Raw genomic sequence first — 24,051 nt, forward strand, 5'->3', positions numbered from 1 at the left:
CTCAGGAACAGCCCGCTCACGCGGGCCGCTCGTCGACTCACTTCCTACCCTGTTCCGCATGAAGACGCTCGACGACTTCCGCGCCGTCTACCGCCTGCCGCTGGCGGAACTGATCCTGAAGGCGGCGGCCGCCCACCAGCAGTTCCGCGACTACCGCGACATCCAGCGCTGCGAACTCCTCAGCATCAAGACCGGCGGCTGCCCCGAAGACTGCAAGTACTGCTCGCAGAGCGCCCACTACGACACCCCGGTGGACCGCCAGCCGCTCCTCACCGTCGAGGAGGTGCGCGAGCGTGCCACGGAGGCCCGTGACCGCGGCGCCACCCGCTTCTGCATGGGCGCGGCGTGGCGGCAGCCGAAGGACGGCCCCGAGTTCGACCGCGTGCTGGACATGGTCCGCACCGTCCGCGGCCTCGGCATGGAGGCGTGCGTCACGCTCGGGATGCTGACCGACAGCCAGGCCGGCCGGCTGAAGGACGCCGGGCTGACGGCGTACAACCACAACCTCGACACGTCGCGCCGCCACTACCCCGAGGTGATTTCGACCCGCACCTACGACGACCGGCTGGACACGCTCCGCGCCGTGTCCCGCGCCGGCATCAGCGTGTGCAGCGGCGGCATCCTCGGCATGGGCGAGACGGAAGACGACCGGCTGATGATGCTGTGCGAACTGGCGCAACTGGACCCGCCGCCGGAGAGCGTGCCGATCAACTGCCTCATGCCGCAGGGGGGTACGCCGCTGGCGATGGCCCCGAAGGTGGACTCGCTCGAAATCGTGCGCCTCGTCGCCACCGCCCGCGTCGCCTTCCCGACGGCCCGGGTTCGCCTCAGCGCCGGCCGCGACCGGATGAGCCGTGAACTCCAGGTGCTCTGCTTCCTGGCCGGGGCTGACTCGGTGTTCTTCGGCGACAAGCTGCTGACGGCCCCGAACCCGCACGAGAGCGCCGACGAGGCGCTGTTCCGGGCCATCGGCGTGAACCCGCCGCGCTGTGAACCGGCGACCGCCCCATGACCCTCGCCGGCCGCTGGACGGCCACGCTCGACGACCTGCGCGGCAAGGGGCGGTACCGCGCGTTCCGCCCGCCCGCGGGGATCGACTTCACCTCGAACGACTACCTCGGCTACGGCCCACAGTGTCAGCCCGCTGTCACTCCGGAGCTGCCGCGGAGTGGCATGTCGTCCCGCCTCCTCCGCGGGCACCACGCCGTTTGGGACGAGGTGGAGGCGATGCTGGCCGCGTGGCACGGCGCCGAGTCCGCCTTGATGATGACCAGCGGCTACGCCGCGAACGAGGGTCTGCTCGCCACCGTGGCCGAGCCCGGCGACTGGGTGGCCGTCGATGAAGTGAGCCACGCCTGCATCATCGACGGCCTCCGTGTTGCCCGGCCCCGGAAGTTCCTGTTCCGGCACAACGACCTGAACAACCTCGAAGACGGCCTTCGCGCCGAGAGCGCGAAGCGGCCGGAGGGGCGGGAACTGTTCGTCGTCACCGAGTCGCTCTTCAGCATGGACGGCGACACGGCCCCGCTGCGGGAGGTGGCCGACCTGTGCGAGCGGTACGGCGCCCATCTCATTGTGGACGAGGCGCACACGACCGGCTGCTTCGGCCCGCGCGGTTCCGGCTACGTGGACGCGGCCGGCCTGCGCGGCCGCGTGCTGGCGACGGTCCACACGGGCGGAAAAGCTCTCGGACTGCCGGGCGCATACGTTTGCGGGTCGAAATTGCTCAAGGAGTTCCTGACGAACACCTGCCGGCACCTGATCTTCACGACCGCGCTCCCCGCGGCCGTGGGGGCGTGGTGGCGCGAACACATCCCCCGCGTGCAGGCCGACGACGCCGGCCGCCGCCGCCTCCACGATAACGCCGCCGGCTTTCGCGCCGCCCTGGCCCGCCACGGCGTCGCGCCGGCGGGCCGCGACTACGTTGTGCCCGTGATCGTTGGTCAGGATGAACCGTCGGTCCGTGCCGCGACCGAACTCCAGGCCCGCGGCTACGACGTTCGGGCGATCCGCCCGCCGACCGTTCCCGCGGGCACGTGTCGGCTCCGCGTGTCGGTCCACGCCGACCACGACCCCGCCGTCCTGGACCAGCTCGCCGCCGCCACAGCCGGGGTACTCCGCCCGTGACCGGGTTCGTCGTCGTCGGCACCGACACCGACGCGGGCAAGACCGCGTTCTCGCTGATGTTTCTCGCCGCGTTCCCTGACACTTTTGCGTACTGGAAGCCGGTCGAAACCGGCGATTCGGACGCCGAGAAGGTTCGGCGGCTGGTGCCCCGCGCGGTCGTGCTACCGCCACTTGCGCGGTTCAGCGAACCCGTCGCGCCGGTACTCGCGGCCCGGCGGGAAGGGCGGGCGATGCCGGGCGTCGCCGACATTCTCGCGGCCCGCCCGTCTGCCGACCGGCCACTTCTGATCGAGACGTTCGGCGGGCCGATGTCGCCGCTGACCGACGACGTGTTGCAACTCGACCTGATCCGCGCGTTCGCACTCCCCGTCGTGCTGGTGTCGTCGGCTGCCGTTGGCGCGGTGGCGCGCACACTCCAGGCCGCGGCCGCACTCGAACACGCAGGACTTAGACCGGTCGCGGTCGCCCTGACTGGCGCGGACGACGCCTTCGCGTGCGACCAAATCACGCGGCGACTCGGCGGAATTCCTGTCGCGTGTCACGAATTCCCGGCCGGCGAGTGGACGCGAGACAGTCTCGCCGCCGCGGCCGAACGATCTCGGTGGGCGTTGCAACGGGTCGAGCCGATCGTTCGTGCCGGACCCACTTTCGGCGGCCGTCCGACGGACATTGCCGCAGCCGACGCCCGTGCCGTCTGGCACCCGTACACGCCGCTTCAATCTCCCGACGCGCCGCTCGCGGTGGCCGCCGCCGACGACGAATTCCTGACGCTCGACGACGGGCGACGCCTGATCGACGGCATTTCGTCGTGGTGGACGATTCTCCACGGCCACCGTCCGCCCGCGATCATGCAGGCGGTCCGCGACGCCACGCACCAACTCGACCACGTCCTCTTCGCCGGCGCGACACACCCCGCGGCCGTCGAGCTGGCCACATCATTACTCGGCTCGATGCCATGGGGGCCGGGCGGCCGCGTCTTCTACTCGGACAACGGCAGCACGGCCGTCGAGGTGGCGCTGAAGATGGCGTATCAGGCTTGGTGTCACCGCGGCGAGGCGGGCCGCACGCTGTTCGTCGGCTTCGAGCACGGCTACCACGGCGACACGTTCGGCGCTATGAGCCTGAGCCGCGATCCCGTCTTCTTTGGCCGGTTCGAGCCGCTGCTATTCCGCGCGCTACAAGTGCCGCTGTCCGCCGACGCGCTCGACGCCGCGTTGACTCACCACGCCGGTGAGGTAGCCGGCGTACTGGTCGAGCCTCTCGTTCAGGGCGCCGGCGGGATGCGGTTGCACACGCCCGAGGAGCTACGCGCGCTGTTCGAGGTCACGCGCCGGCACGGCGTGCCGTTCATCGCCGACGAGGTGATGACCGGGTTCGGCCGCACCGGCTCGCTGTGGGCGTTCGAGCAGGCCGGCATCGCCCCGGACCTGGTGTGCGCCGCGAAGGGAATCACCGGCGGCGTGTTGCCGCTGGCCGCGACGCTCGCGTCGCCCGAGGTCGTGGCCGCGTTCGACACCGCGGACCGCACGCGGACGTTCTTCCACGGTCACTCGTTCACCGCGAACCCGATCGCCTGCGCCGCCGCAGTCGCGTCCTGGCGGCTGCTCCAGACCGGCCGCTGGCGGACCGACGTGCGACGGATCGAGGCCCACTGGCTCGCCGCGGCAGCAGGCCTTCGCAAGCTCCACGGTGTAAAGGACGCCCGCGTCCGTGGGCTAATCCTCGCCGCCGAGCTGGACGTGCCCGGCGGCTACCTCGCCGACGTGGGCCGCGCGATGCGGCTGGCCGCGCTCGAGCGCGGCGTCCTGCTCCGGCCGCTCGGCAACGTCCTCTACGCGCTCCCGCCACTGTGTACGTCCGACGACTCGCTCGCCCGCATCGCCGACGCGATGGTCCACGCCGTCCGGTCGTGCGGGTTGTAACGCACGCCTTTCGCCCAGCCCCCGATTGCGGTTGCCGCACGACCGTCATTCCCGGTCTAATCCGCACCCGCCCGGCCGATAACTCCAGGTCCGTCGGCAGGAGGCCGAGCATGACCCCGGAACCCACTCCGCCCCCCGCCGCGCCGCGCCGCCGTCGCTGGCCGCGGCGCGTCCTCGGCTTCGTTGTCCTCCTCGCCGTCGGCCTCTGGTTCGTGCCGGTGATCGTGGCCAAGACGCCGCTGCGGAACCGCGTCGTCGCCGCTGCGACGGCCGACGTACGCGGCACCGTAAGCGTCGGCGGGATGTCGGCCGGATGGCTGTCGGCGGTCGAATTGCGCGACGTGGTCGTGACCGACCGCCAGGGCCGCGTCCTCGTCAGCGTCCCACGGGTGGCTACGTCCAAGACGCTGCTCGCGCTCCTACGCGACCGCTCGGACCTCGGCGAGCTCGAACTGCACGGCCCGCGTGCCGACGTATTTTTCGAGAACGGTTCGACCAACGCCGAGGACGTGCTCGCCGAGTACTTCAAGGACTCGCAGCCGGCCGGCCCGCGGCCCGCGGTGCGGGTCCGCGTCGAGGACGGCACGCTCACGCTCCACGATGGTTCGGCCGCGGCACCGAGCCTGACCGGGCTTCATCTCACAGCCGCGGTGCCCGCCGACCGTGCGGCGCCCATCGAGGTCGCGCTCACGTCCGCGGTCGGCAAGCTGGACGTGAACGGGGCGGTTGGCGGTGGCGGTCGAATGGAACTGAAGGCGACGGATTTCCCGCTGGCCGTACTTGCGCCGGCGTTCCGACGGGTCGAACCGGCGGCGAGCATCGCAGGCACCCTCACGGCCGACCTGCGGGCGAACTGGACGGACGGCGGCACGGCCCGGGTCGAGGGCACGGCGGGCGTGCGGAACCTCGACCTCGCCGGCCCGTGGCTCCGCGGCGACCGCCTCCGCCTCGCGGCCGCCGACCTGCCGCTGAAGGTCGAACTTGCCGGGAGCGCCGTCCGCGTCGAGCGCGCGGAGCTGACCTGCGACGCGGGCCGGGTGTCGGCCGTCGGCACGTTCGATCCGTCGGAATCCGTCGAGCGTCTGTTCGAAAAGCCCGGCGTGACGGTTGAGGCGGATGTCGATCTGGCCAAACTCGCGGGCCTGCTGCCGAACCTGCTCCGCCTCCGCGAGGGGACTGCGGTCCGCGAGGGGCGGGTGGTCGGCTCGCTCACCAGCAAGGCGGGCGCGGACGGGACGGCGTGGGAGGGTGCGGTCCGCACCACGGCGCTGAAAGCCGTCCGCGACGGGAAGGCGGTCGAGTGGCCGGAGCCGCTGGCGGTGGAGTTTCGCGCCCGCGCCCCGGCCGGGCGGCTGCCGGTGTTCGACAAGCTGCTGTGCAAGTCGGACTTCGTCGCGGTCAACGCCCGGGGCTCGGCCGAGAAATTCCAGGCCGCGGCGAACGTGTACCTCGACCGCCTCGCCGCCCGGCTCGGCGAGTTCGTCGACCTCGGCGGGCTGAGCCTCCAGGGCGAGGCGTACACGTGGGTGATCGCCACGCACGACCCGGCCGGGCCGTTCAAGGTGGACGCCGGCGCCGAGCTGAAGCAGTTCGCGTTCCGGAAGCCAGGCGTGCGCCCGCTCTCCGAACCGAAGCTGACGCTCAAGGCGTCTGCCGAGGGGACCTGGACGAAGAACGGGCCGGTCCGACTCACCAAGGCGTCGGCCGAGCTGGTCGCCGACCCGGACCGCCTGACCGGCACGCTCATGGCCCCGGTGCCCGACGCGCGCTCGGCCGTCGGGAGCCGCGCCGCGGTGCGCGTCGTCGGCGACCTCGGCCGCTGGGCCGACCGCGCCCGGCGGCTCGTGGACATCCCGGCGCACTACGAATTCGGCGGCGCGCTCGACGCCACGGCCACGGTCACGCTCGCGGCCGACGCCGTGATCGCGGACCGCGTCTCGGTCGGCATCAAGGCGGCGCACTTCCGCGGGGCCGGACTCGCCATCGACGAGCCGTACCTCAACGCGGCCGGGCCGATGACGCTCAACCGCAAGACCGGCGACGTGGTCCTCACGCCGGTCGTCATCAACTCGCCCACGCTGCGGGCGCAGGGGGCGCGGTTCACGTTCGAGTTCCCCGAGAAGCAGCCGATGGTCGTGAGCGGCAGCGGCCCCGCCGAGGGCGACGTGAACGGGCTGGCCCGCACCCTCCGCATCCAGACGGCGCCCGATGGCCCGGATTCGCTGCACGGGCAGGCCGCCGGCCCGGTGCGGTTCCGCTGGCAGGGCGACGCCACCACCTTCGGCGGCACCCTCGACGTGACCAAATTCGTGATGGGGCCGAAGGCCGCACCGACGGTACGTGAGCCGCGACTGAAGCTCGACCTGGACGCGAAGTACGAGCAGACGGCGGACCGGCTGACGGTCGCCACCGGCCGCGTCGAGCGGCCGGGGCTCACGGCCGAGGGGAAGGGGACGTGGGCGAAGTTCGATACGACGCAGGACGTGGACGTGACCGGCACGCTGGCCTACGACCTGGCTCTACTCACGCCCGAGCTGCGGGCCGCGATCGGCGGCGGCTTCGAGGCGGCGGGGAAGGGCACCCGGCCGTTCTCGCTCCGCGGCAGCCTGGCGAGCAAGGGCCTCGCGGGCCTGACCGCGGACGGCGGCGTCGGCTGGGACGCGGTCAAGGTGTACGGCTTCGAGATGGGCCGCGGAGAGTTCACGGCCCGGCTGGCGAACGGCGTCGGCACAGTAAGCCCGGTGTCGGCCACGTTCGGCGGCGGCCGCGTGAGCCTGCAGCCGACGCTGAAGCTGACGCCGGGGGAGGTGTCGTTCGCCAGGGGCCGCGTCGTCGAGAAGGCGAAGTTGACGCCGGCCGTGTGCGCGGGGGCGGTCGGGTACGCGCTGCCGGTCGTGGCCAACGCCGCGCAGGCGGAGGGCGAAGTGTCGTTCGACCTGGACGAGAACCGCGTGCCGCTGTCAGACTTCACCGGAGCTACACTCCGCGGGCGGCTGCTGGTTCACCGCGCGACCGTGAGCGCGGGGCCGGTCGTGTCCGAGATCGTGCAACTGATCGGCGAGCCGGCCCCGCGGGTGGTGTTGGCGAACGAGATGACCGTGCCGATCCGCGTCGAGGCGGGTCGGGTTCACCACGAGAACCTGACGCTGACGGTGAACGGCTACGCCATCAAGACGAACGGCTCGGCCGGGTTCGACGGCTCGCTCGCGCTCGTGGCCGACGTGCCGATTCCTGGCACGTTCCCGGGGCTGAAGAACAACCCGTCACTGAAGAAGGCACTGGAGGGGAGGATCGTGAAGGTGCCGATCGGCGGCACGGTGAGTCGACCGGTCGTGGACCGAGCCGGGTTCAACAATGCGGTCGCGGCGGTGGCCCGCGACGCGGCGAAGGATGCGGTGAAGGACGCGGGGCGCGACCTGCTGAACCGCGAGTTGGAGCGGCTGTTCCCCGGCGGGGCGCCGGGGGCGGGAACTCCGCCGGGCGGGCGGCCGCCACTGCTGCCGCTCCCGGTGCCAAAGAAGTAGTGGCGCGCTACCCGCCGCCTGACGGCGGTCGGCTCGCCGGGCGTCAGCGCTTGCGCTTCTTGCCCGGCACACGCCGGCGCACCTTGTACACGTCGCCGCTGTGGTGCGTCACCAACACGGCGCCCGCGGCAGCGTACTTCTCGAACAGTGCGTCCGTTACCAACTCTTCGTCCGGCCACGGGTACACGAACACCAGGTCCATGTCGCCCGGGTCGAGGCCGAGCTGGTCGTAGGCGTCGTCGCTCTCGGTCGTGAACCACGCGTACTCGCCGGCCTTGTACACGCCCTCCTCGGCGCCCCTCGGCACGAAGCTGCCGGCCACGAACTCCGCCTCCAGGCCGTAGTCCTCGGCCAGCCGGCGGGCGCAGTCCACCAGGCCGGGGTCGATCTCGATGCCGACCGCCTCGAAGCCCAGCATCGCCGCCAGGCACGTCACCACGCCGTAGCCGCTGCCCCACTCGCAGAAACGGTTGCCGCGGGAGACGGGGTGCTCGTTCAGCGTGCGGAGGAGGCGGTACGCCGTCGGGTAGTCCGACGGGACGAACGCCGGCACGCGCGCGGAGTAGAGGAAGTCTTCGATGCGGCGGTCGGCGTCGCGGAGAAACTTCCGCACGTCCGGCGGCAGCGGGGCGTCGTCGTCGGGGTAGGGAATTTCGACGAGGGGCATGGTTGAAGTGTGGGTCGAGTGGCGGGCGGCCCGCGTGAGCGGGCTGTTACGTCGGCGCCTCGAGCAGCGACGTAACAGCCCGCTCACGCGGGCCGCCCGCTGCAGCCTACGCCCGCCCGCGGTCGGCGCGCTTGCGGTCGCCTTCCTTGAGGAACACCTTCCGCATGCGGTGCGCCGTCGGCGTCACCTCGACCAGCTCGTCGTCCTCGATGTACTCCAGCGCCGCCTCCAGGGCGAACTCCATCGGCGGCTTCAGCGGCACCGTCTTGTCGGCCCCGGCGCTCCGCATGTTGGTCAGCGCCTTCAACCGGGTCACGTTCACCGTCATGTCCTTGTCGCGGTTGTTCTCGCCGACGATCTGCCCCTCGTAGACCGGCTCCATCGGCTTCACGAACAGGGTGCCGCGCTCCTGCAACCCCTCGATCGCGTAGCCCGTGGCCTTCGACGTTTCCAGGCTGATGAGCACGCCGTTGGGCCGGCCCGGGAAGGTCCCCTTCACCGGCCGGTACTCCAGGAAGTTGTGGTGCATGATCGCCATGCCCTGGGTGCCGCTCATCATCTTCGTCCGCAGGCCGATCAGCCCGCGGGCCGGGACATGGAACTCGATGTGCGTCGTGTTGCCGTGGCCGCCCTCCATCTTCACGCACTCGCCCTGCCGCTCCAGCACCAGCCGCATCACCGACCCCGAGTGCTCGGTCGGAACCTCGATCACCAGGTACTCGTACGGCTCGTACTTCTTGCCGTCGATCTCCTTGATGATGACCCGCGGCTTGCCGACAGCCAGCTCGCCGCCCTCGCGGCGGATCGTCTCCAGCAGCACGCCCAGGTGGAGCAGCCCGCGGCCGGACACGATGAACTCGCTCTCCCGCTCGCCCGGCTTCACCCGCAGGGCCACGTTGTGCTGCAGCTCGCGCTCCAGCCGGTCCCGCAACTCGCGGCTCGTCAGCGGCTTCCCCTCCTGGCCGGCGAACGGCGAGTCGTTCACCTTGAACAGCATGTCCAGCGTCGGCTCGTCGATCGTCAGCGGCGGCAGGGCGTTCGGCTTGTCGAACTCGCAGATGGTGTCGCCGATGTCGGCCTCGTCGATGCCCACGATGGCGCACACGTCGCCGGCGCTGATTTCTTCCACCTCGCGGCGGGCCAGCCGGTCGAACTCCTGCACCTGCACTACCGTGTCGTTGAACGTGGTGCCGTCCTTCTGCTTGACCACCGTCACCTTCTGGTTCTTCCGAATCTTCCCGGCGGCGACGCGGCCGACGACGATCTTGCCGAGGAACTCGCTGTACATCAGGTTCGTCACCTGCACCTGGAGCGGGGCGTCCACGTCCACGTCCGGCGCCGGGATGGTGTTCAGGATGGCGTCGAACAGCGGCCGCAGGTCCTTGGGCTCCACCTTCATGTCGTTGGTGGCGATGCCGGCCCGGCCGCTGGCGTAGATGACCGGGAAGTTGGCCTGTTCGTCCGACGCGCCCATCTCGATGAACAGGTCGAAGACCATCGAGTGGACTTCGTCGATCCGCGCGTCCGGGCGGTCGATCTTGTTGATGACGACGATCGGCTTGAGTCCCACGGCGAACGCCTTTTTGAGGACGAACCGCGTCTGCGGCAGCGGCCCCTCGGCGGCGTCCACGAGGAGGAACACCCCGTCGGCCATGCGCAGGATGCGCTCGACCTCGCCGCCGAAGTCGGCGTGGCCGGGGGTGTCGATGAGGTTCACCTTCACGTCGCCGATGCGGATGCCGCAGTTCTTGGCGAGGATGGTGATGCCGCGCTCGCGCTCCTGGTCGTTCGAGTCCATGATGAGGCCGTGCTGCCCGCCGACGAGCTTGTCCAGCTCCTCGGAGCGGAACAGGCCCGACTGCCGCAGCATCTGGTCCACGAGCGTCGTCTTGCCGTGGTCAACGTGGGCGACCACCGCGACGTTCCGAATATCGTTCCGCTTCATGTCATCCGTCTGGGTGCGATTGCGGGCCGACCGGGCGGGAGGGGTGCGCCCGCGGCCTTACCATCCGTTCAATCTACGAACCGACGTGCCGTGCCGGAAGGGTTGGTGCCGCGTAGATTGCGTGAACCTCTTCGCGGGAGCCGAGCATGGACCTGTACCTCATCCGACACACCGACGCCGGCGACCGCCGGCAGTGGGAGGGCGACGACGCCGAGCGGCCGCTGACCGAACTGGGCCGCGGTCAGGCACGGGCGCTGGGGGCGGCGTTCCAGGCCCGTGGTATCGCCGTCGGAGCGATCCTGACCAGCCCGCTGACGCGGACCGTGCAGACCGCAGGCGAGTTCAACGAGGCGCTCGTCGGCAGCCCCGGCCCGACCGCGTGCGACCTGCTCGCGCCCGACGAGCTCCGCAAGCGGAAACTCACGAAGTTGATCGCCGGCCTCGGCGCGACTTCGGTGGCGGTGGTCGGCCACGAGCCCGACCTGTCCGCGTACCTGGGGTGGCTACTGGGGATCGACTCGGACAACGTGCCGCTGGAGAAGGGCGGGGTGGCGAAGGTCTCGTTCGAGGACGAACCTGCGAAGGGCGAGGGCGTCCTCGGTTGGATGCTCACCCCGGCGTGGTACGGTGCCTGAACCGAAGTGTTGCCGCAAAGGCAGCCAGGAGTTGAGGTTCCGCACGATGACCACCGCACTTTGATCAGACATATATTTGTGTATTTGACTCAATGCGTGCCACGACCCCCTGGGGGGGTACGAGGCACACATCGTGAGCCACTGATCTGTCACTTGGCGTTCATCCCCTTCTGTGCCCACGCCCGCCACGCCGCCTCGACCTCCGGCGCCTTCCAGCCGACGGACTCCAGTGCCTTCGCCGGCTCCGGGACGTCGCCGTTCTCGTCCGGCCGCAGTGCCCCGACGAAGCGCACGAACTTCTCCTGCCCCATCTTGTCGGTGCCGAACGCCAGGTAGTCGACGAAGGCGGTGGCGATCAGTTCGGCGTCGGGGCGGTCGTTGGCCCACAACTCGCCGAGCGTGACCGGGCCACGCCCCTTGCCGAGGACGGCGCCGCGGGCGGCCGTCTTGTACGCGGTGAGGCGCTTGCCGCTCGGGCCATCGGCCCGGAGGCTGGCGGCGCGGCCGTAGCCGCTGCGGAGCCACGCGGGCACCGGCGTGTTCGGCCCGGCCTTCGACTGGAGGTACGCCGCCCCGATCGCCGGCCCGATGTCGCCGACGAACTCGGCGTCGGTCGCCTTCGGGTTAGTCTCGACACCGATGGCCGCCACCGGCTCGTCGCCGCGGACCGACACCACCACGCCGGTGTCGGTGCGATCGCCGAGCACGAGGCGGAGGAAGTTGCCGTAAGCCCGCCGGTCGGGGACGTGGTAGACGGCAAGTTTTCCTTTCCAGGCTTCTTCCTTCTCGCCGTACTGAAGCCCCTTGCGGGCGGTCTTGGCGGTCTTCTCCAGCGCCTCGGCCACGGCCTTTGCCCGCGCCTCCGGGAGCGGCGACGCCAGGAGCAGCGTTGCCGATTCGACGACGGTGTACCCCTTCAATTCGCCCTTCTTGAGGTTCTCGGCGACGGCTGCCTTCTGCGTATCGGTCGCGTCCTGGGCCGAGGAAAGCGACGCGGCGAGTAGGAACAGTGCGGCGGAAGGGGCGAGGCGCGGCATGTCGTGGCTCCGGCGGGTGCAGCACAAAGAGTATAAGCCCGCGGGGCGGCGTTCGGGTAGGATAATGGTCCGCCCTCGGAGCCTGCCATGCCGCCCCGTCTGTTCGCGTTCGCCGCCGCGGTCTTGCTCGTGGCCGCCGCCGGCACCCCCGCTGCCGACCCGAAGGAGAAGCCCAAGTTTCCGGCGAACCGGCTGGCGAAGGAGAGCAGTCCGTACCTGTTGCAGCACGCCCACAACCCGGTCGACTGGTACCCGTGGGGCGCGGAGGCGTTCGAGAAGGCGAAGCGTGAGGGAAAGCTGGTGTTCCTGTCGATCGGCTACAGCAGCTGCCACTGGTGCCACGTCATGGAGCGGGAGACGTTCTCGGACCCCGACATCGCCAAGCTGCTGGCCGCGAACTTCGTCTGCATCAAGGTGGACCGGGAGGAGCGGCCCGACATCGACGACGTTTACATGACGGCCCTCAACGTCGCCGGCGACAGCGGCGGCTGGCCGCTGTCGATGTTCCTGACGCCCGACGGCAAGCCGATCTTCGGCGGCACGTACTTCCCGCCGAAGGACAAGAAGGTGGGCGACGCGACGCAGCTGGGGTTCTCGACGGTGCTGGGGAAGGTGAACGAGTTGATGGCGAAGGAGAAGGACGGCCTGTTCAAGCAGGCGGACAAGGTCGCCGAGATGACGAACGACGCGCTGGCTCGCGGTACCCGATTCCAGCTGGTCGGTGCGCTGACGCGCGAGATGGTGGCTGAGGCCGCGGGTGCTTACGAATTCGACCCGGTGTACGGCGGCACCGGCTCGAAGGACCGCGACTTCAAAGGAACGAAGTTCCCCCGCCCGTCCGTGTACGGCTTCCTCCTGCACCACGCCGCGCGGACGAAGGACGCGGCGCTCGCGGGTTCAGTTCGGCTGACGCTCCGGCAGATGGCGCTGGGCGGCATCTTCGACCACCTCGGTGGCGGCTTCCACCGCTACAGCACCGAGCGCACCTGGGCCGTGCCGCACTTCGAGAAGATGCTGTACGACAACGCCCAGCTCACCGAGCTGTACGCGGAGGCGTTCCGCCTCGACGCCGACCCGTTGTACCGCCGCGTCGTCGCCGACACGCTGGCATTTGTGGCCCGCGACATGACTTCGCCGGACGGCGTGTTCTACTCCGCCCTCGACGCCGACACCGACGGCGAAGAGGGGAAGCACTACGTTTGGACGGGCGAGGAGTTGGGCAAGGTACTCGGCAACGCCGCGGACACGGAGTTCGTCAAGACCGTGTACGGCGTCGGCGCCCCGAACTTCGAGGAGAAGTACCACGTGCTGCGGCTGCCGAAGCCGCTCGCGGAGATCGCCGCCGACCTGAAACTGACCGAGGCGCAGGTGCTTGAGCGCCTCACGCCGCTGCGGGCGAGGCTGCTGGAGGCGCGGGAGCGACGCGCGAAGCCGTTCCGGGACACGAAGGTCATCACGAGCTGGAACGGCCTGATGATCGCGGGCTACGCCAAGGCCGGCGAAGTGTTCCACGAGCCGGCCCACACCGCCGCCGCCGCGAAGGCCGCCGACTTCCTCCTCCGCACCGTCCGCACCCCCGACGGTCGATTGAAGCACCTCTACGCCGCCGTGCCGGGCGAGCGGCCCGCCGCCCGCGGAAACGCTTTCCTGGAGGACTACGCCTTCTTGACGCACGGCCTCCTCAACCTGCACGACGCTACCGGCGACAAGCGCTGGCTCGATGAAGCGAAGGCACTCACCGACGCGGCCGCGAAGTGGCACGGCGACGACGCCCGCGGCGGCTTCTACTTCACCGCCCACGACCACGAAAAGTTGTTCGCCCGCGCCAAGGACGGGTACGACGGCGCGACGCCGTCCGGTAACGGGATGGTGGTCCGCAACCTGGTCCGGCTGGCGTCGAAAACTGACGACGCGAAGTACCGCGAGCTGGCGGGCAAGTCGCTGCGGGCGTTCGCCGGGATGCTGCGCAGCAGCCCAGGAGCAGCGCCGAACACCGCCCGCGCGCTCGATCAATGGCTCGACATCGCGACGAAAGACTCGGTCGCCGCCGACGCCAAGACGCCGACACCCAAGATGCCGCGGGAGTCGTCCGACGTGGTGAGCGCAGTGGTTAAGCTGACCCCGGTAGGCGGCCAGCCCAACCGGGCCTTCACGCTCACACTGACGATCGCGGCGCCGTTCCACGTCTACGCCAATCCGACCGGCAACGACACTCTCGTGGGCTCAAAGACGACTGTCGCCATCGTGGTCGGCGGGAAGGAGAACGACGACCCGATCGCTTACCCGGTCGGCTCCACGGTAAAGGACGCGACCACCGGCGACTACCGCATCTACGCCGACGGGACCCGCATCACCGGCACGCTGCCGGCCGGCGTAGACCCGGCTACAGTCGAATTCCGTGTTCGCGTCATCGCATGCCGCGAGGGGCGGTGCCTCCTGCCGTCAACGCTCCGCGTGAAGCCGTGACCGACGGCGGCCCGCGCGGCCGGGTCAAGCTCGGCGAGCTGGCCGACGCCGTACTGGCGGACGTCGATCCCGTGGTACACGCCGGCTTCGTCGCCGACCTGGCCCTGGTGACGCGGACGGAGGAAGCAGTGACTGCGGTGGCCGACCGGTTTCTCGCAGAGGGTGACCGCGGCCGGCTGGTGTTCCTCGAATGGCTGACCCGCCTTCGCGTCCGGATCCCGGAAGCGGTGCGGCCTCAGGTACTCACCGTCCTCGGCGACAGCCGTCTTCCGGACGACTTGCGAGTTCGGGCGGCGGCCAGGGCGCTACGCTCCGGTCGGACGTCTCGATCACTTCTCATTTCGGTAGTCGAGTCGCTCACCGCTGGCCTGTCCCCGCTGGACTCACTCGCCCGGCTTCGGGCGGTCCAGGCCCGGCTACGGCGCTCGAAGGCGCTTGACGCGCTGATCGATCGCCGCGAACGCCGGCTCCGGCTGACGTGCCCACGCTGCACCGCGCGGCTCGGCCTCGCGGCGATGGCTCGCCACCTGTTCGAGACGCACGGACTAATACTCGACCGCGGCCGCGCTCGTCGGCCGGAGACGCTGGCGAAAGCTCGCCGTAAGCGGTACGCTGCCGCGCGCGACACGACGGCCCTGGACGAAGCCGCCGCCCTGTCCACCGCCGCCGCACTCCGGGCCTGGGCGGCGCGAACCAGGCCTGCCCCGTCAGACGTACCGTCACTCCTCGATGACGCCGCGGGGCGCGGGTGTGGCCTGTGCCCGCGCTGCTTCGCCGAGCGGCCGCCGTCCGTCTCACCGCTGCCGCCGCCGCTCACGCTCGCCGACGGGCGCCTCTGTGGCGACGGGTACGCGGTCGAAGTCAGTGGTCCCGACGGGCTGCGCACGTGTACCGTCACGACGCCCGCGGGAGTCGTTCGCTCCGGGCTCGACGGCCGACGGGCCATCGGCCCGCGGGCGGTCGGCGTCGCGGCCGCCGCGGCGGTTCTCGTAGTCGGAGGTGTCTTGTCACTGCCAGTTACGGTGGTGGTTGGCCTCTCGGTCACGTCATACCTGGCGGCGCGTGTGCTACGCGGCCCGATGGCCACGGCCGGCGAGCGGGCGGTCGATCGTGCCTGGTCCGACCTCGTGCCGCGAATTCGGCCCGGCCCCGCGTTCGACCACTTCCTGACCCGACTATGTCGCGTTAGCGCCGGGCACCCGAACACCGAGGCCCGCGCGGGTCACCTGTCCGAGCCGAGGGACCTGGCGGCACGGGCCGCCGCCCGCTTCCTTCAGGCCGAGGACGCGGCCCGGCACGGCGTCGACCGCACCGGTGCCATCGGCGACCTCCTCTCGGCCGGGCTACGGGGTGACGCAGGTGTAACGTTCGCCGAATACGTCACCGAGCTGTTCCTCGCTGGACGGCCGTCGCCCGGCGCGGTCGCGCGACTGCGCGTGCTCGCGCTCGACGGCGCGTTCGCGGCCGGGTTCACCCCCCGTGGGCTCACCGACGTGTGGGCCGCGTGTCCGAACTTCCGCGCCCTGACGGACGTCGTACCCCTCTCGCGGCTCGGCGTTCAGTACGGCGTCTGGGACTGGACGAAGCAGCCGCCGTGGGAGTCGGTCGCCGGCACCGGGACTGTCTTCGAGTTGGCGCGCGTCGCCCCCACGCTCGCCGGACGCCTGCTCCACGAGCACCCCGACCTGCTCCTTTACCACCGCCCGCCGCAGGCCGTGGACGAAGCCCACGGCTGGGTGCTCGTCACCGCCCGCGGTGTGGTCGTGGGTGGAAAACTCGTTGCCGACCCGGACGCGGAGTTGCGCGTGGAAGGCGGGCGGCTCGTCGGCTCGGCCACGCTCGTTTTCGGCCCGCACCGGCTGGCGCTGCCGCGGCGACCACCGGCCACCTTCCTGACAACGCTCCGTCAACTCCTCCGCGTCCGCGCCGAGCAGTTGCTGCCGCGCCTCGACGTGGCACTGGCCCCCGGTCCCACGCATCCGGCGTTGGCTTCGCTGGCTAACCGGTGCGGGTGCGGGGCAGGCGTGTTCATCACCCCCGGCCGGGTCGGGCGGGTGGCGCGGTTCGGGCCGACGTGACGGACTACGGCCGCACCGGGCGGTGAGTCCGGATGGCGTCGAGTGCGCGGCGGATGTCCGGGGCCAGTGGTGCCTCCACCTCGAGCCAGTGCCCGGTCCGCGGGTGGCGGAAGCGGAGGCGGAATGCGTGCAGCGCCTGCCGGCCGATCAGCACCTCGTCCGCGTCCTTCGGGGTACCAGGTACCAGGTCGGAGAGTTGGAAGCGGTCGCGCCCGCTGTAGTGCTTGTCGGCCAACACCGGGCAGCCGACGTGAGCCAGGTGGACCCGAATCTGGTGCGTCCGCCCGGTCCGCGGCTGCACCCGGACCAGCGTGTGCCCGCGGAACCGTTCTAACACCTCGTAGTAGCTCAGTGCGTCCTTCGCATCGGGGTCGGTGGGGTCGAGCGTCGCCGCCATCTTCTCGCGGTCGTGCGGGTGGTGCTTGATCCGAGCCTCGATGTAGTCCGTGTCGCGCTCGAGTTCGCCCGCCGTCAGGGCGACGTACTCCTTGAACACCTTCCGCGTCTCGAACTGGTTCGAGCACTCGCGGAGGGTCTGGTCGTCCTTGGCGATCAGTATCACGCCGCTGGTGTCCTTGTCGAGCCGGTGGACGATACCGGCGCGGTACGCGCCGTTCTCCCGGCTTAGCTGCTCGCGGAAGTGGAACTGCAGGGCGTTCACCAGCGTGCCGGACCAGTTCCCCTTCGCGGGGTGAACCACCATGTCGGCCGGCTTGTTGATCACCGCCAGGAACTCGTCCTGGTACAGGATGTCGAGCGGGATGTCCTCGGGTTCCGGCAGGTCGTGGTCCGGGGCCGGCATCTCGACGTGCAGCTTGTCGAGCTTTCGCACCTTGTAGCTCGGCTTCGTCGCCCGGCCGTTCACCGTCACGCCGCCGGCCTCGATCGCCTTCTGAATCTCCGACCTGCTGTAGGCCTGCATGTGGATGTGCAGGTACAGGTCGAGCCGCATCCCCTCCTGCTTGATCTGCGCGACCAGGTCGAGTGGCTCTCGCGTCCGCGCCGGGATCGGCTCGGCGGGGGCGGCGTCGATCCGGTCGTCGTCGTCCGCGGCGGGGGTCATGAGGTGATCCGCAAACGCGACGCGGGGGGCCGAAGCCCCCCGCCGCTTGTGTCCGACTCCGGTTCTTCGGTCACGGCGTGAGCGGCGGGTGCCCCGGCGGGAGCGGGGCCACGGGGCCGCCGCCGGGCAGGCCGGAGATCGGGCCGAACGGGCTGCTACCCGGGCCGAACGGCATCCCGCCGCCGGGGCCGAACGGCATCCCACCAGGGCCGAACATGCCGCCACCCGGACGGGCGGGGAAGCGGAGCATGTTGTACAGGTCGGTCTGCACCCGCTGGATGTCCTGCGTCGTGGCTCCGCCAGGCGCCCTCAGCTCGGCCGCGAGCTTCTTCGCCTCCTCGCCCCACGGCGAATCCTTGGCCACCTCCGCGAGCTTTTCGAGGTACTGGGCGGCCTCGCGCGGGTCGCCTCGGAACGTGTCGATCCGCCCTTCCTGTGTGATGCCCACCAGCGCCAGCTCGGCCTTCGCCAGGCCCAGGTAGCACTCGGCTAGCAGGACCGGCGAATCCTTCAGTTCAGGTGCCATCTTCGACAGCGACTCCTTCGCCTGTTCGATGGCGGCGAGTGCTTTCGCCCGCTCCTGGGGGTCGCCGGTGACGAGCTTGTCGATCCCCTCCGGGGCGAGGCGGATGCGGGCCAGGTGGAACTCGGCAACTTTGGCCGGGGCCGTGCCCGGGTAGTCGCTGATGACCTTTTCCAGGTCTTCCGTGGTGGAGGCCAGTTCCAGGTCGAGCCACTGCCGCGAGCCGGCCACATTCCCCTGGAAGTTCATGAACCACAGCACGCCGACGCCCACGATCAGGATCAGCAAGATGGCCATCACGCGGTACGACACGAGTTCGCCGCGGGTGAACCTCTGCCAGGCCGCCTTGATGGCAGCCCCCGGCGTGGTCGTTTCCGCGGGCGGCGGGGGGGTCGTCGGCGACTCGGTACTCATGCCGGGCTCCGTTCCGCGGGGCGGGTCGCACGACCGTTACAGGCACTACGACCGGCGGTAAGGGAGGATGATAGGCCGACCACCCGCCCCGGTCAACGGGGGCTGCGGCCCGCGGCCGCGGCCGTAGAATACCGCCTGGTACGCGGCCGCAACGGGGGGCGACATGGTGTTCGGCTGGTTCAAGCGCGGGCTCGCCAAGACGGCCGGCGTGTTCGGCGGCGTCCTCGACGTGCTCCGCCGCAAGGGGAAGGTCGATCAGGCGTTTCTCGACGAACTCGAGAAGCAGCTGTACCGCGCCGACCTGGGTACGACCGCAACCGCGACGATCATCGACCGCGTCCGCCAGGGCTTCCGCGACAAGGAGGTCGGCGAGGAGGTGTCGGCGTTCGTCCGCAAGCAACTCCGCGACCTGCTCGCCTCCGACTCGCCCGGACTGGCCTACGCCGCGTCCGGGCCGACGATCGTGATGGTCGCGGGCGTCAACGGCTCGGGCAAGACCACGTCGATCGCCAAGCTCGCCAACAGGCTCAAGAAGGACGGCAAGAACGTGGCCGTGGCCGCGTGCGACACCTTCCGCGCCGCGGCCATCGAGCAACTGACGGTGTGGGCCGGCCGCATCGGCTGCGACATCATCAAGCAAGGCCAGAATGTGCAGCCGGCGGCGGTCGCGCACGACGCCTGCGAGGCGGCCAAGGCCCGCGGGTACGACGTGCTCGTCGTCGACACCGCCGGCCGGCTCCACACGCAGACGCACCTGATGAAGGAGCTGGAAAAGATTCACACCGTGGTGAGCCGGCAGATACCCGGGGCGCCGCACGAGGTGCTGCTCGTGCTCGACGCCTCGAACGGGCAGAACGCCGTTGTGCAGGCCGAGCAGTTCTCGAAGTCCGTGAAGTGCAGCGGCATCATCCTGTCGAAGCTCGACGGCTCGGCGAAGGGCGGGGCGGTCTTCGCCATCAAGCAGAAGCTCGGCCTGCCGGTGAAGTACGTCGGCGTCGGCGAGGGGCTCGACGACCTGGAGCCGTTCGACCCCGACGCCTTCGTCGCGGCGCTGTTCGACAAGGGGTGAGTCGGCGAACATTCGGGCCGGGTTCATTGTGTGTACGGCACCCCCCCAGGGGGTCGAGGCACGAATTGAGTCAATGACACAAAAGTATATGATAACGACGCCGCCCGACGTGAGGCCCGCTGCAAGCCAGCCCCACGTCAGAGTTTACTTCGCCACCTCGACGGCCCGCGTCTCGCGGATCACGGTCACGCGGATCTCGCCGGGGTAGTCCAACTGCTGCTCGATGGCGCGGGCGATGTCGCGCGACAGCTTCACCGCCTCGGCGTCCGTCGTTTGCCCGGCGTTGGCGATGACGCGGAGCTCGCGGCCGGCCTGGATCGCGTAGGCGTGCTCGACCACCGGGAAACCCATCGCCACCGCCTCCAGATTCTCCAGCCGCTTCACGTACTTTTCCAACGACTCCCGCCGCGCCCCCGGGCGGCTGGCGCTGATCGCGTCTGCGGCCGCCACCAGCACCGTGTAAATGTTGTCCACCGTCACGTCGTCGTGGTGGCCTACGATGGCGTGCAGCACCTCCTTGCTCGTCTCGCCGTAGCGGCGGGCGAGCTCGGCGCCGACCTTCGGGTGGCCGCCCTCCATCTCGTGGTCGGCTGCCTTCCCCACGTCGTGCAGTAACCCGCAGCGACGTGCCAGCTGCGGGTTCAGGCCGAGTTCGCCGGCCATCAGTCCGCACAGGTGGGCGACTTCCAGCGAGTGCTGGAGGACGTTCTGGCTGTAGCTCGTGCGGAACTTGAGGCGGCCGAGCAGGTGCAGCAGCTTCTCGTGCGGCTCGGGAACGTCCGCCTCAATGACCGCGGCCCGGCCGGTCTCGGTGACGTGCTTCTCCATCTCGGCCTGCGTCTCGGTCACCACCTCTTCGATCCGCGTCGGGTGGATGCGGCCGTCGGCGATGAGCTTGGCCAGGGCGAGCCGGGCCGTCTCGCGGCGGACGTTGTCGAACGCCGACACGATCACCACGCCGGGCGTGTCGTCCACGATCACGTCCACGCCGGTGGCCTTCTCGAAGGCCCGGATGTTCCGCCCCTCGCGGCCGATGATGCGGCCCTTGATGTCGTCGGACGGGATGTCCACCGTGCTCACGGTCGTGTCGGCGGTGTGGTCGGCGGCGAAGCGCTGGATGGCCGTGGCGAGCACCTCGCGGGCCTTCGCCTCGGCCTGCTGGCGGATCCGCTCCTCGTGCTGGCGGATGCGGGCGGCGGCCTCCTCGGCCAGCTCGCGGTCGAGCCGGTCGAGCAGCATCCGCTCCGCCTCCTCGCGTGACATGCCACTCAGCTGCTGAAGCGTGCGCGTCTGCTCGGTGGCAAGATCGTCCAGTTGCTTGGCCTTCTCCTGGAGGCGCTCCTTGCGCTCGGAGAGCTTTTTCTGCACCGATTCGAGTTGCCGCTCCTTGCGGGCCAGCTCGCGGGCCTTCTGCTCCGCGGCGTCCTCCCGCTTCTCGGCGCGGCGCTCCAGCTCGCGCACCTCGCCGCGGGCCTGGTCCAGCTCGCGCGTCAGCTCGTCGCGGCGCCGGCCGGCCTCGTCGCGCGCCCGCGCCTCGGCCTCGCGGACGATGCCGTCGGCCTCCTGCCGGCCCCGCTCGACCAGCTCTCGCGCCCGGTTCTCGGCCTGACGCGTTTCCTCTTGCAGGCGGGCGGCTTCCATCACGGACAGCGACGGGCCGCGGCCGAGGGTGCGGACGGTGACATACGTGAGCGCGGCGCCGGCGGCGGCCGCTCCGGCGGCCAGCCCGGCGGCGAGTTCGGGTTCCATGGGAACGGTCCTTCCCGCGTGTCGGCCGGGCCGATCGGGCGGGGGTCTGTCGCGGGTGAGGTCGGGTATGCAAGCCGCCGTCCGGGCGGCCGGTCGGCACAACGGCCGGCCGGAACCCGCCCGGTCGTCCGTGGGGGGCGGGATGTTGGCATTATGCGGACGTGCGAATCCGTTCGCAACCGGCTTCGCCGGCTCTGGCAACGGCCACGGACGCGCCACAACCGGCTCTTTTTTGGCCACCGGGGCGAGTTCTGTGACGGCCCCGTGAAGGTTCGTTGAAAGGGCTGTTGCCCACCTTTTGGGAGCCCGCCGGGGCAAGTATCTCTGACGTGCGGGAGTCGCCCGCGACCGGATATGCTGAGGGCTGCACGTGCGTCAGGCGAAACATCATGCGTTCACACTCATCGAGTTGCTGGTCGTCATCGCGATCATTGCCATCTTGATCGGGCTGCTCCTGCCGGCCGTCCAGAAGGTCCGCGAGGCCGCCGCGCGGAGCACCTGCTCGAACAACCTGAAGCAGATCGGCCTGGGCATGCACGCCCACCACGACGGGCTCCGCGAGTTCCCGACGGCCGGGTCCGACGGGCCGAACCAGAGCTGCTGCAACGCCACGTCGCGCGTCGGCTGGACGTGGATGTTCCAGCTCACGCCGTACATCGAGCAGCAGAACGTGTTCAACCTCCCCGAGACCGCCGCGGGGAACACCCAGGTCGCGCAGACGGCCATCAAGATCTACTACTGCCCGTCGCGCCGCCAGCCGGTGCTGTACTCCAACGGCGGGCGGTGCGACTACGCCGGGAACGGCGGCCGCAACATGGCCGGGAACGGCACCGAGGGCGTGTTCGTCCGCCAGTGGCGCGCCCCCGGCACCACGATGTCGCCGACGGCCCCGGTGGAGCAGCGGCGGACGCTGACCGACATCACCGACGGCACCTCGAACACGGTGATGGTGGCGGAGAAGCAGGTGCATTTCTCCGTGCTCGGCTCTGCGGGCGGGGACAACGAGGTGTGGAACAACTCGGGATGGGACCAGGACCACCAGCGGTTCGGCGAGGCCGTGCCGGAGCCCGACGACAAGCACCCGACCTCGGCGTCGTCGACGTTCTGGTCGGTCCGGTTCGGCGGCTCGCACCCGGGCGTGTTCAACGCCGTGATGGCCGACGGGTCCGTGCGGTCGATGCGGTACACGGCCGACGCCGCGAACTGGATGCGGGTGTGCCTCATCGGCGACGGCCAGGTCATCACGACCGACTTCTAACCCGCCCCGAAACCCACCCCCCACACTCGTCACACACGAGGTCCCTTCCGTGATCCGATACACCCGCCAATCTCGGGCGTTCACGCTGATCGAACTGCTGGTCGTGATCGCCATCATCGCCATCCTCATCGGGCTGCTGCTGCCGGCGGTCCAGAAGGTGCGCGAGGCCGCGGCCCGGAGTGCGTGCCAGAACAACATGAAGCAGCTCGGCCTCGGGCTGCACAACTTCCAGTCCACCGTCGGGCACTTCCCGGCGGGCGCGCTGCGGGCGCCGAACACGGGCACCGTCGGACCGATCTTCACGAAGATGGGTGTGACCCGGAACGGCGTCCGGCACGCGTGGTCGGTGTTCCTCCTGCCGCACATCGAGCAGGGGCCGCTGTTCCAGCAGTACAACCTGAACGAGGACTGGGCCGCTGCCGCCAACGACACGGCTCGTGCCACGCAACTCAAGGTCATGTCGTGCCCGTCCACGCCGGGCGGGTCGCGGGTGTTCTCGCGGTCCGTGTCCATCCCCACGGGGGCGGGCGGCGGCACGCGGACGATCAACATCGCCTCCGGCGACTACGCGCCCAACAACGCCTACGGCTCGGCCCTGGAAGGCGCCGGGCTCGCGGACGTGACGGTGAACCGGAACGGCATCCTCCAGGTGGTCACCGCCAACACGCACCAGATGTTCAGCATCCCCGAGATCCGCGACGGCACGTCGAACACCGTGCTCCTGTCGGAATGTGCCGGCCGCCCCGACCGGTGGACCGGCCCGACCATGACCGCCGCCCTCGGCGGGCTCGATGGCGGGTGGGCGGACCACGACAACGAGTACATCACCCACGGCGCCGTGTCGAAGACGAACACGGCGTCCCCCGGTCCGTGTCACACCAACTGCCACAACGGGAACGAGGTGTACTCGTTCCACGTGGGCGGGGCGATGCACGTGTTCGGCGACGGGTCCGTGCGGTTCATCCGCGAGAGCATGGACATGCGGCTGTTTGTGAAGTTCCTGACGCGGTCGGGCAACGACGTGGTTCCCCTCGACAACTGACCGGAGCGGACGTGATGCGCGTGCTGACGGGAACGATGCTTGTCGTGGTTGCGGGGTGCTCCGCCGCCGAGCCGCCGGTGACGGTCCACCCGGTTCGGGGGCAGGTGCTGTACGACGGCAAGCCGGCCCAGGGCGTGAAGGTGTACTTCATCCCGACGAGCGCACCGGTGGTGCCGCAGATTCCGATGAACCCGCACGGCGTGACCGGGCCGGACGGCTCGTTCGAGCTGTCCACGTTCGGCACGAACGACGGTGCCGCGGAAGGCGGGTACCAGGTCGTACTCGACTGGCCCGAGCCGGCCGGTGAGGGTGAAGAGGAGGACATGACCGACCGCCTGCTCGGCTGGTACGGCCCCGTCCACTCGAAGCTGACCGTAACGGTGACCGCGGGGGCGAACGTGGTCCCGCCCTTCAAGCTCGCCGCCGTCAGCCGGCCGCCCGGCGAAGTGCAAGGCGTGCCGGGCAAGAACTGAACCGCCATCAGCTCACCGGCCGCTCGAACTCGTCGCCCCCGAGTTCGAGCGGCTTTTTC

Annotated in this window: 17 protein-coding genes; 11 read left to right on the forward strand and 6 right to left on the reverse strand. The window is 70.2% G+C overall.

What is annotated here, in order from left to right:
- Positions 1 to 58: 58 nt before the first annotated feature.
- From bioB to ETAA1_RS15030, 4 genes are all read left to right on the forward strand, one after another.
- A complete protein-coding gene (gene bioB, locus ETAA1_RS15015; RefSeq protein ID WP_145239787.1) occupies positions 59 to 1,012 on the forward strand; it encodes a biotin synthase BioB in 954 nt (317 codons plus the stop codon).
- A complete protein-coding gene (locus ETAA1_RS15020; RefSeq protein WP_145239790.1) occupies positions 1,009 to 2,127 on the forward strand; it encodes an aminotransferase class I/II-fold pyridoxal phosphate-dependent enzyme in 1,119 nt (372 codons plus the stop codon). The genes bioB and ETAA1_RS15020 overlap by 4 nt, the downstream gene beginning before the upstream one ends.
- Entirely contained in the window at positions 2,124 to 4,049 is a 1,926-nt protein-coding gene (bioA, locus tag ETAA1_RS15025; protein WP_202920911.1) for an adenosylmethionine--8-amino-7-oxononanoate transaminase, read from the forward strand. Before ETAA1_RS15020 ends, bioA begins: the two co-directional genes overlap by 4 nt.
- Before the next feature lie 110 nt (positions 4,050 to 4,159).
- Positions 4,160 to 7,573, forward strand: coding sequence for an AsmA family protein (locus tag ETAA1_RS15030; protein WP_145239796.1), 3,414 nt, complete (start codon positions 4,160 to 4,162; stop codon positions 7,571 to 7,573).
- A gap of 43 nt (positions 7,574 to 7,616) precedes the next feature.
- Here the strand turns inward: ETAA1_RS15030 and ETAA1_RS15035 are convergent, their stop codons facing one another.
- Positions 7,617 to 8,240, reverse strand: coding sequence for a class I SAM-dependent methyltransferase (locus ETAA1_RS15035; protein WP_145239799.1), 624 nt, complete (start codon positions 8,238 to 8,240; stop codon positions 7,617 to 7,619).
- 106 nt (positions 8,241 to 8,346) lie between these two features.
- A complete protein-coding gene (gene typA / locus ETAA1_RS15040; RefSeq protein ID WP_145239802.1) occupies positions 8,347 to 10,185 on the reverse strand; it encodes a translational GTPase TypA in 1,839 nt (612 codons plus the stop codon).
- 146 nt (positions 10,186 to 10,331) lie between these two features.
- Here typA and ETAA1_RS15045 point away from each other — a divergent pair, with 146 nt between their 5' ends.
- Positions 10,332 to 10,820 carry a SixA phosphatase family protein gene (locus ETAA1_RS15045; protein ID WP_145239804.1) on the forward strand — a complete coding sequence of 163 codons (489 nt, stop codon included), beginning with the start codon at positions 10,332 to 10,334 and terminating at the stop codon, positions 10,818 to 10,820.
- Positions 10,821 to 10,969: 149 nt separating this feature from the next.
- Here ETAA1_RS15045 and ETAA1_RS15050 read toward each other — a convergent pair whose 3' ends face one another.
- Positions 10,970 to 11,857: a hypothetical protein gene (locus ETAA1_RS15050; protein WP_145239806.1), complete on the reverse strand. Its 888-nt coding sequence runs from the start codon at positions 11,855 to 11,857 to the stop codon at positions 10,970 to 10,972.
- An 87-nt stretch (positions 11,858 to 11,944) separates the two neighbouring features.
- Here ETAA1_RS15050 and ETAA1_RS15055 point away from each other — a divergent pair, with 87 nt between their 5' ends.
- Complete coding sequence (locus tag ETAA1_RS15055) at positions 11,945 to 14,323, forward strand: thioredoxin domain-containing protein (protein WP_145239808.1); 2,379 nt, start codon at positions 11,945 to 11,947, stop codon at positions 14,321 to 14,323.
- Positions 14,287 to 16,401, forward strand: coding sequence for a hypothetical protein (locus ETAA1_RS15060; protein WP_145239810.1), 2,115 nt, complete (start codon positions 14,287 to 14,289; stop codon positions 16,399 to 16,401). The genes ETAA1_RS15055 and ETAA1_RS15060 overlap by 37 nt, the downstream gene beginning before the upstream one ends.
- A 4-nt stretch (positions 16,402 to 16,405) precedes the next feature.
- Here ETAA1_RS15060 and ETAA1_RS15065 read toward each other — a convergent pair whose 3' ends face one another.
- Both ETAA1_RS15065 and ETAA1_RS31950 read right to left on the reverse strand, forming a co-directional pair.
- Positions 16,406 to 17,464, reverse strand: coding sequence for an RluA family pseudouridine synthase (locus ETAA1_RS15065; RefSeq protein ID WP_145239812.1), 1,059 nt, complete (start codon positions 17,462 to 17,464; stop codon positions 16,406 to 16,408).
- A 70-nt stretch (positions 17,465 to 17,534) separates the two neighbouring features.
- A complete protein-coding gene (locus ETAA1_RS31950; RefSeq protein WP_202920912.1) occupies positions 17,535 to 18,401 on the reverse strand; it encodes a tetratricopeptide repeat protein in 867 nt (288 codons plus the stop codon).
- Between the two features lie 163 nt (positions 18,402 to 18,564).
- On the opposite strand from ETAA1_RS31950, the gene ftsY reads away from it, so the two are divergent.
- The gene (gene ftsY, locus ETAA1_RS15075) at positions 18,565 to 19,470 is read left to right on the forward strand and encodes a signal recognition particle-docking protein FtsY (RefSeq protein WP_145239814.1); all 906 of its coding nucleotides are present in this window, start codon (positions 18,565 to 18,567) and stop codon (positions 19,468 to 19,470) included.
- A 144-nt stretch (positions 19,471 to 19,614) separates the two neighbouring features.
- Here the strand turns inward: ftsY and rny are convergent, their stop codons facing one another.
- Positions 19,615 to 21,219: a ribonuclease Y gene (gene rny, locus ETAA1_RS15080; RefSeq protein ID WP_202920913.1), complete on the reverse strand. Its 1,605-nt coding sequence runs from the start codon at positions 21,217 to 21,219 to the stop codon at positions 19,615 to 19,617.
- 370 nt (positions 21,220 to 21,589) lie between these two features.
- On the opposite strand from rny, the gene ETAA1_RS15085 reads away from it, so the two are divergent.
- The 3 genes from ETAA1_RS15085 to ETAA1_RS15095 are packed head-to-tail and all read left to right on the forward strand — an operon-like array spanning position 21,590 to position 23,992.
- Positions 21,590 to 22,477, forward strand: coding sequence for a DUF1559 domain-containing protein (locus ETAA1_RS15085; RefSeq protein ID WP_145239816.1), 888 nt, complete (start codon positions 21,590 to 21,592; stop codon positions 22,475 to 22,477).
- 49 nt (positions 22,478 to 22,526) lie between these two features.
- Entirely contained in the window at positions 22,527 to 23,519 is a 993-nt protein-coding gene (locus ETAA1_RS15090) for a DUF1559 domain-containing protein (protein ID WP_145239818.1), read from the forward strand.
- A 14-nt stretch (positions 23,520 to 23,533) separates the two neighbouring features.
- Positions 23,534 to 23,992, forward strand: a complete 459-nt coding sequence (locus ETAA1_RS15095) for a DUF4198 domain-containing protein (RefSeq protein ID WP_145239820.1) — start codon at positions 23,534 to 23,536, stop codon at positions 23,990 to 23,992.
- Positions 23,993 to 24,051: the final 59 nt, after the last annotated feature.

This window comes from Urbifossiella limnaea, assembly GCF_007747215.1.
GTDB classification, from domain to species: Bacteria; Planctomycetota; Planctomycetia; order Gemmatales; family Gemmataceae; genus Urbifossiella; species Urbifossiella limnaea.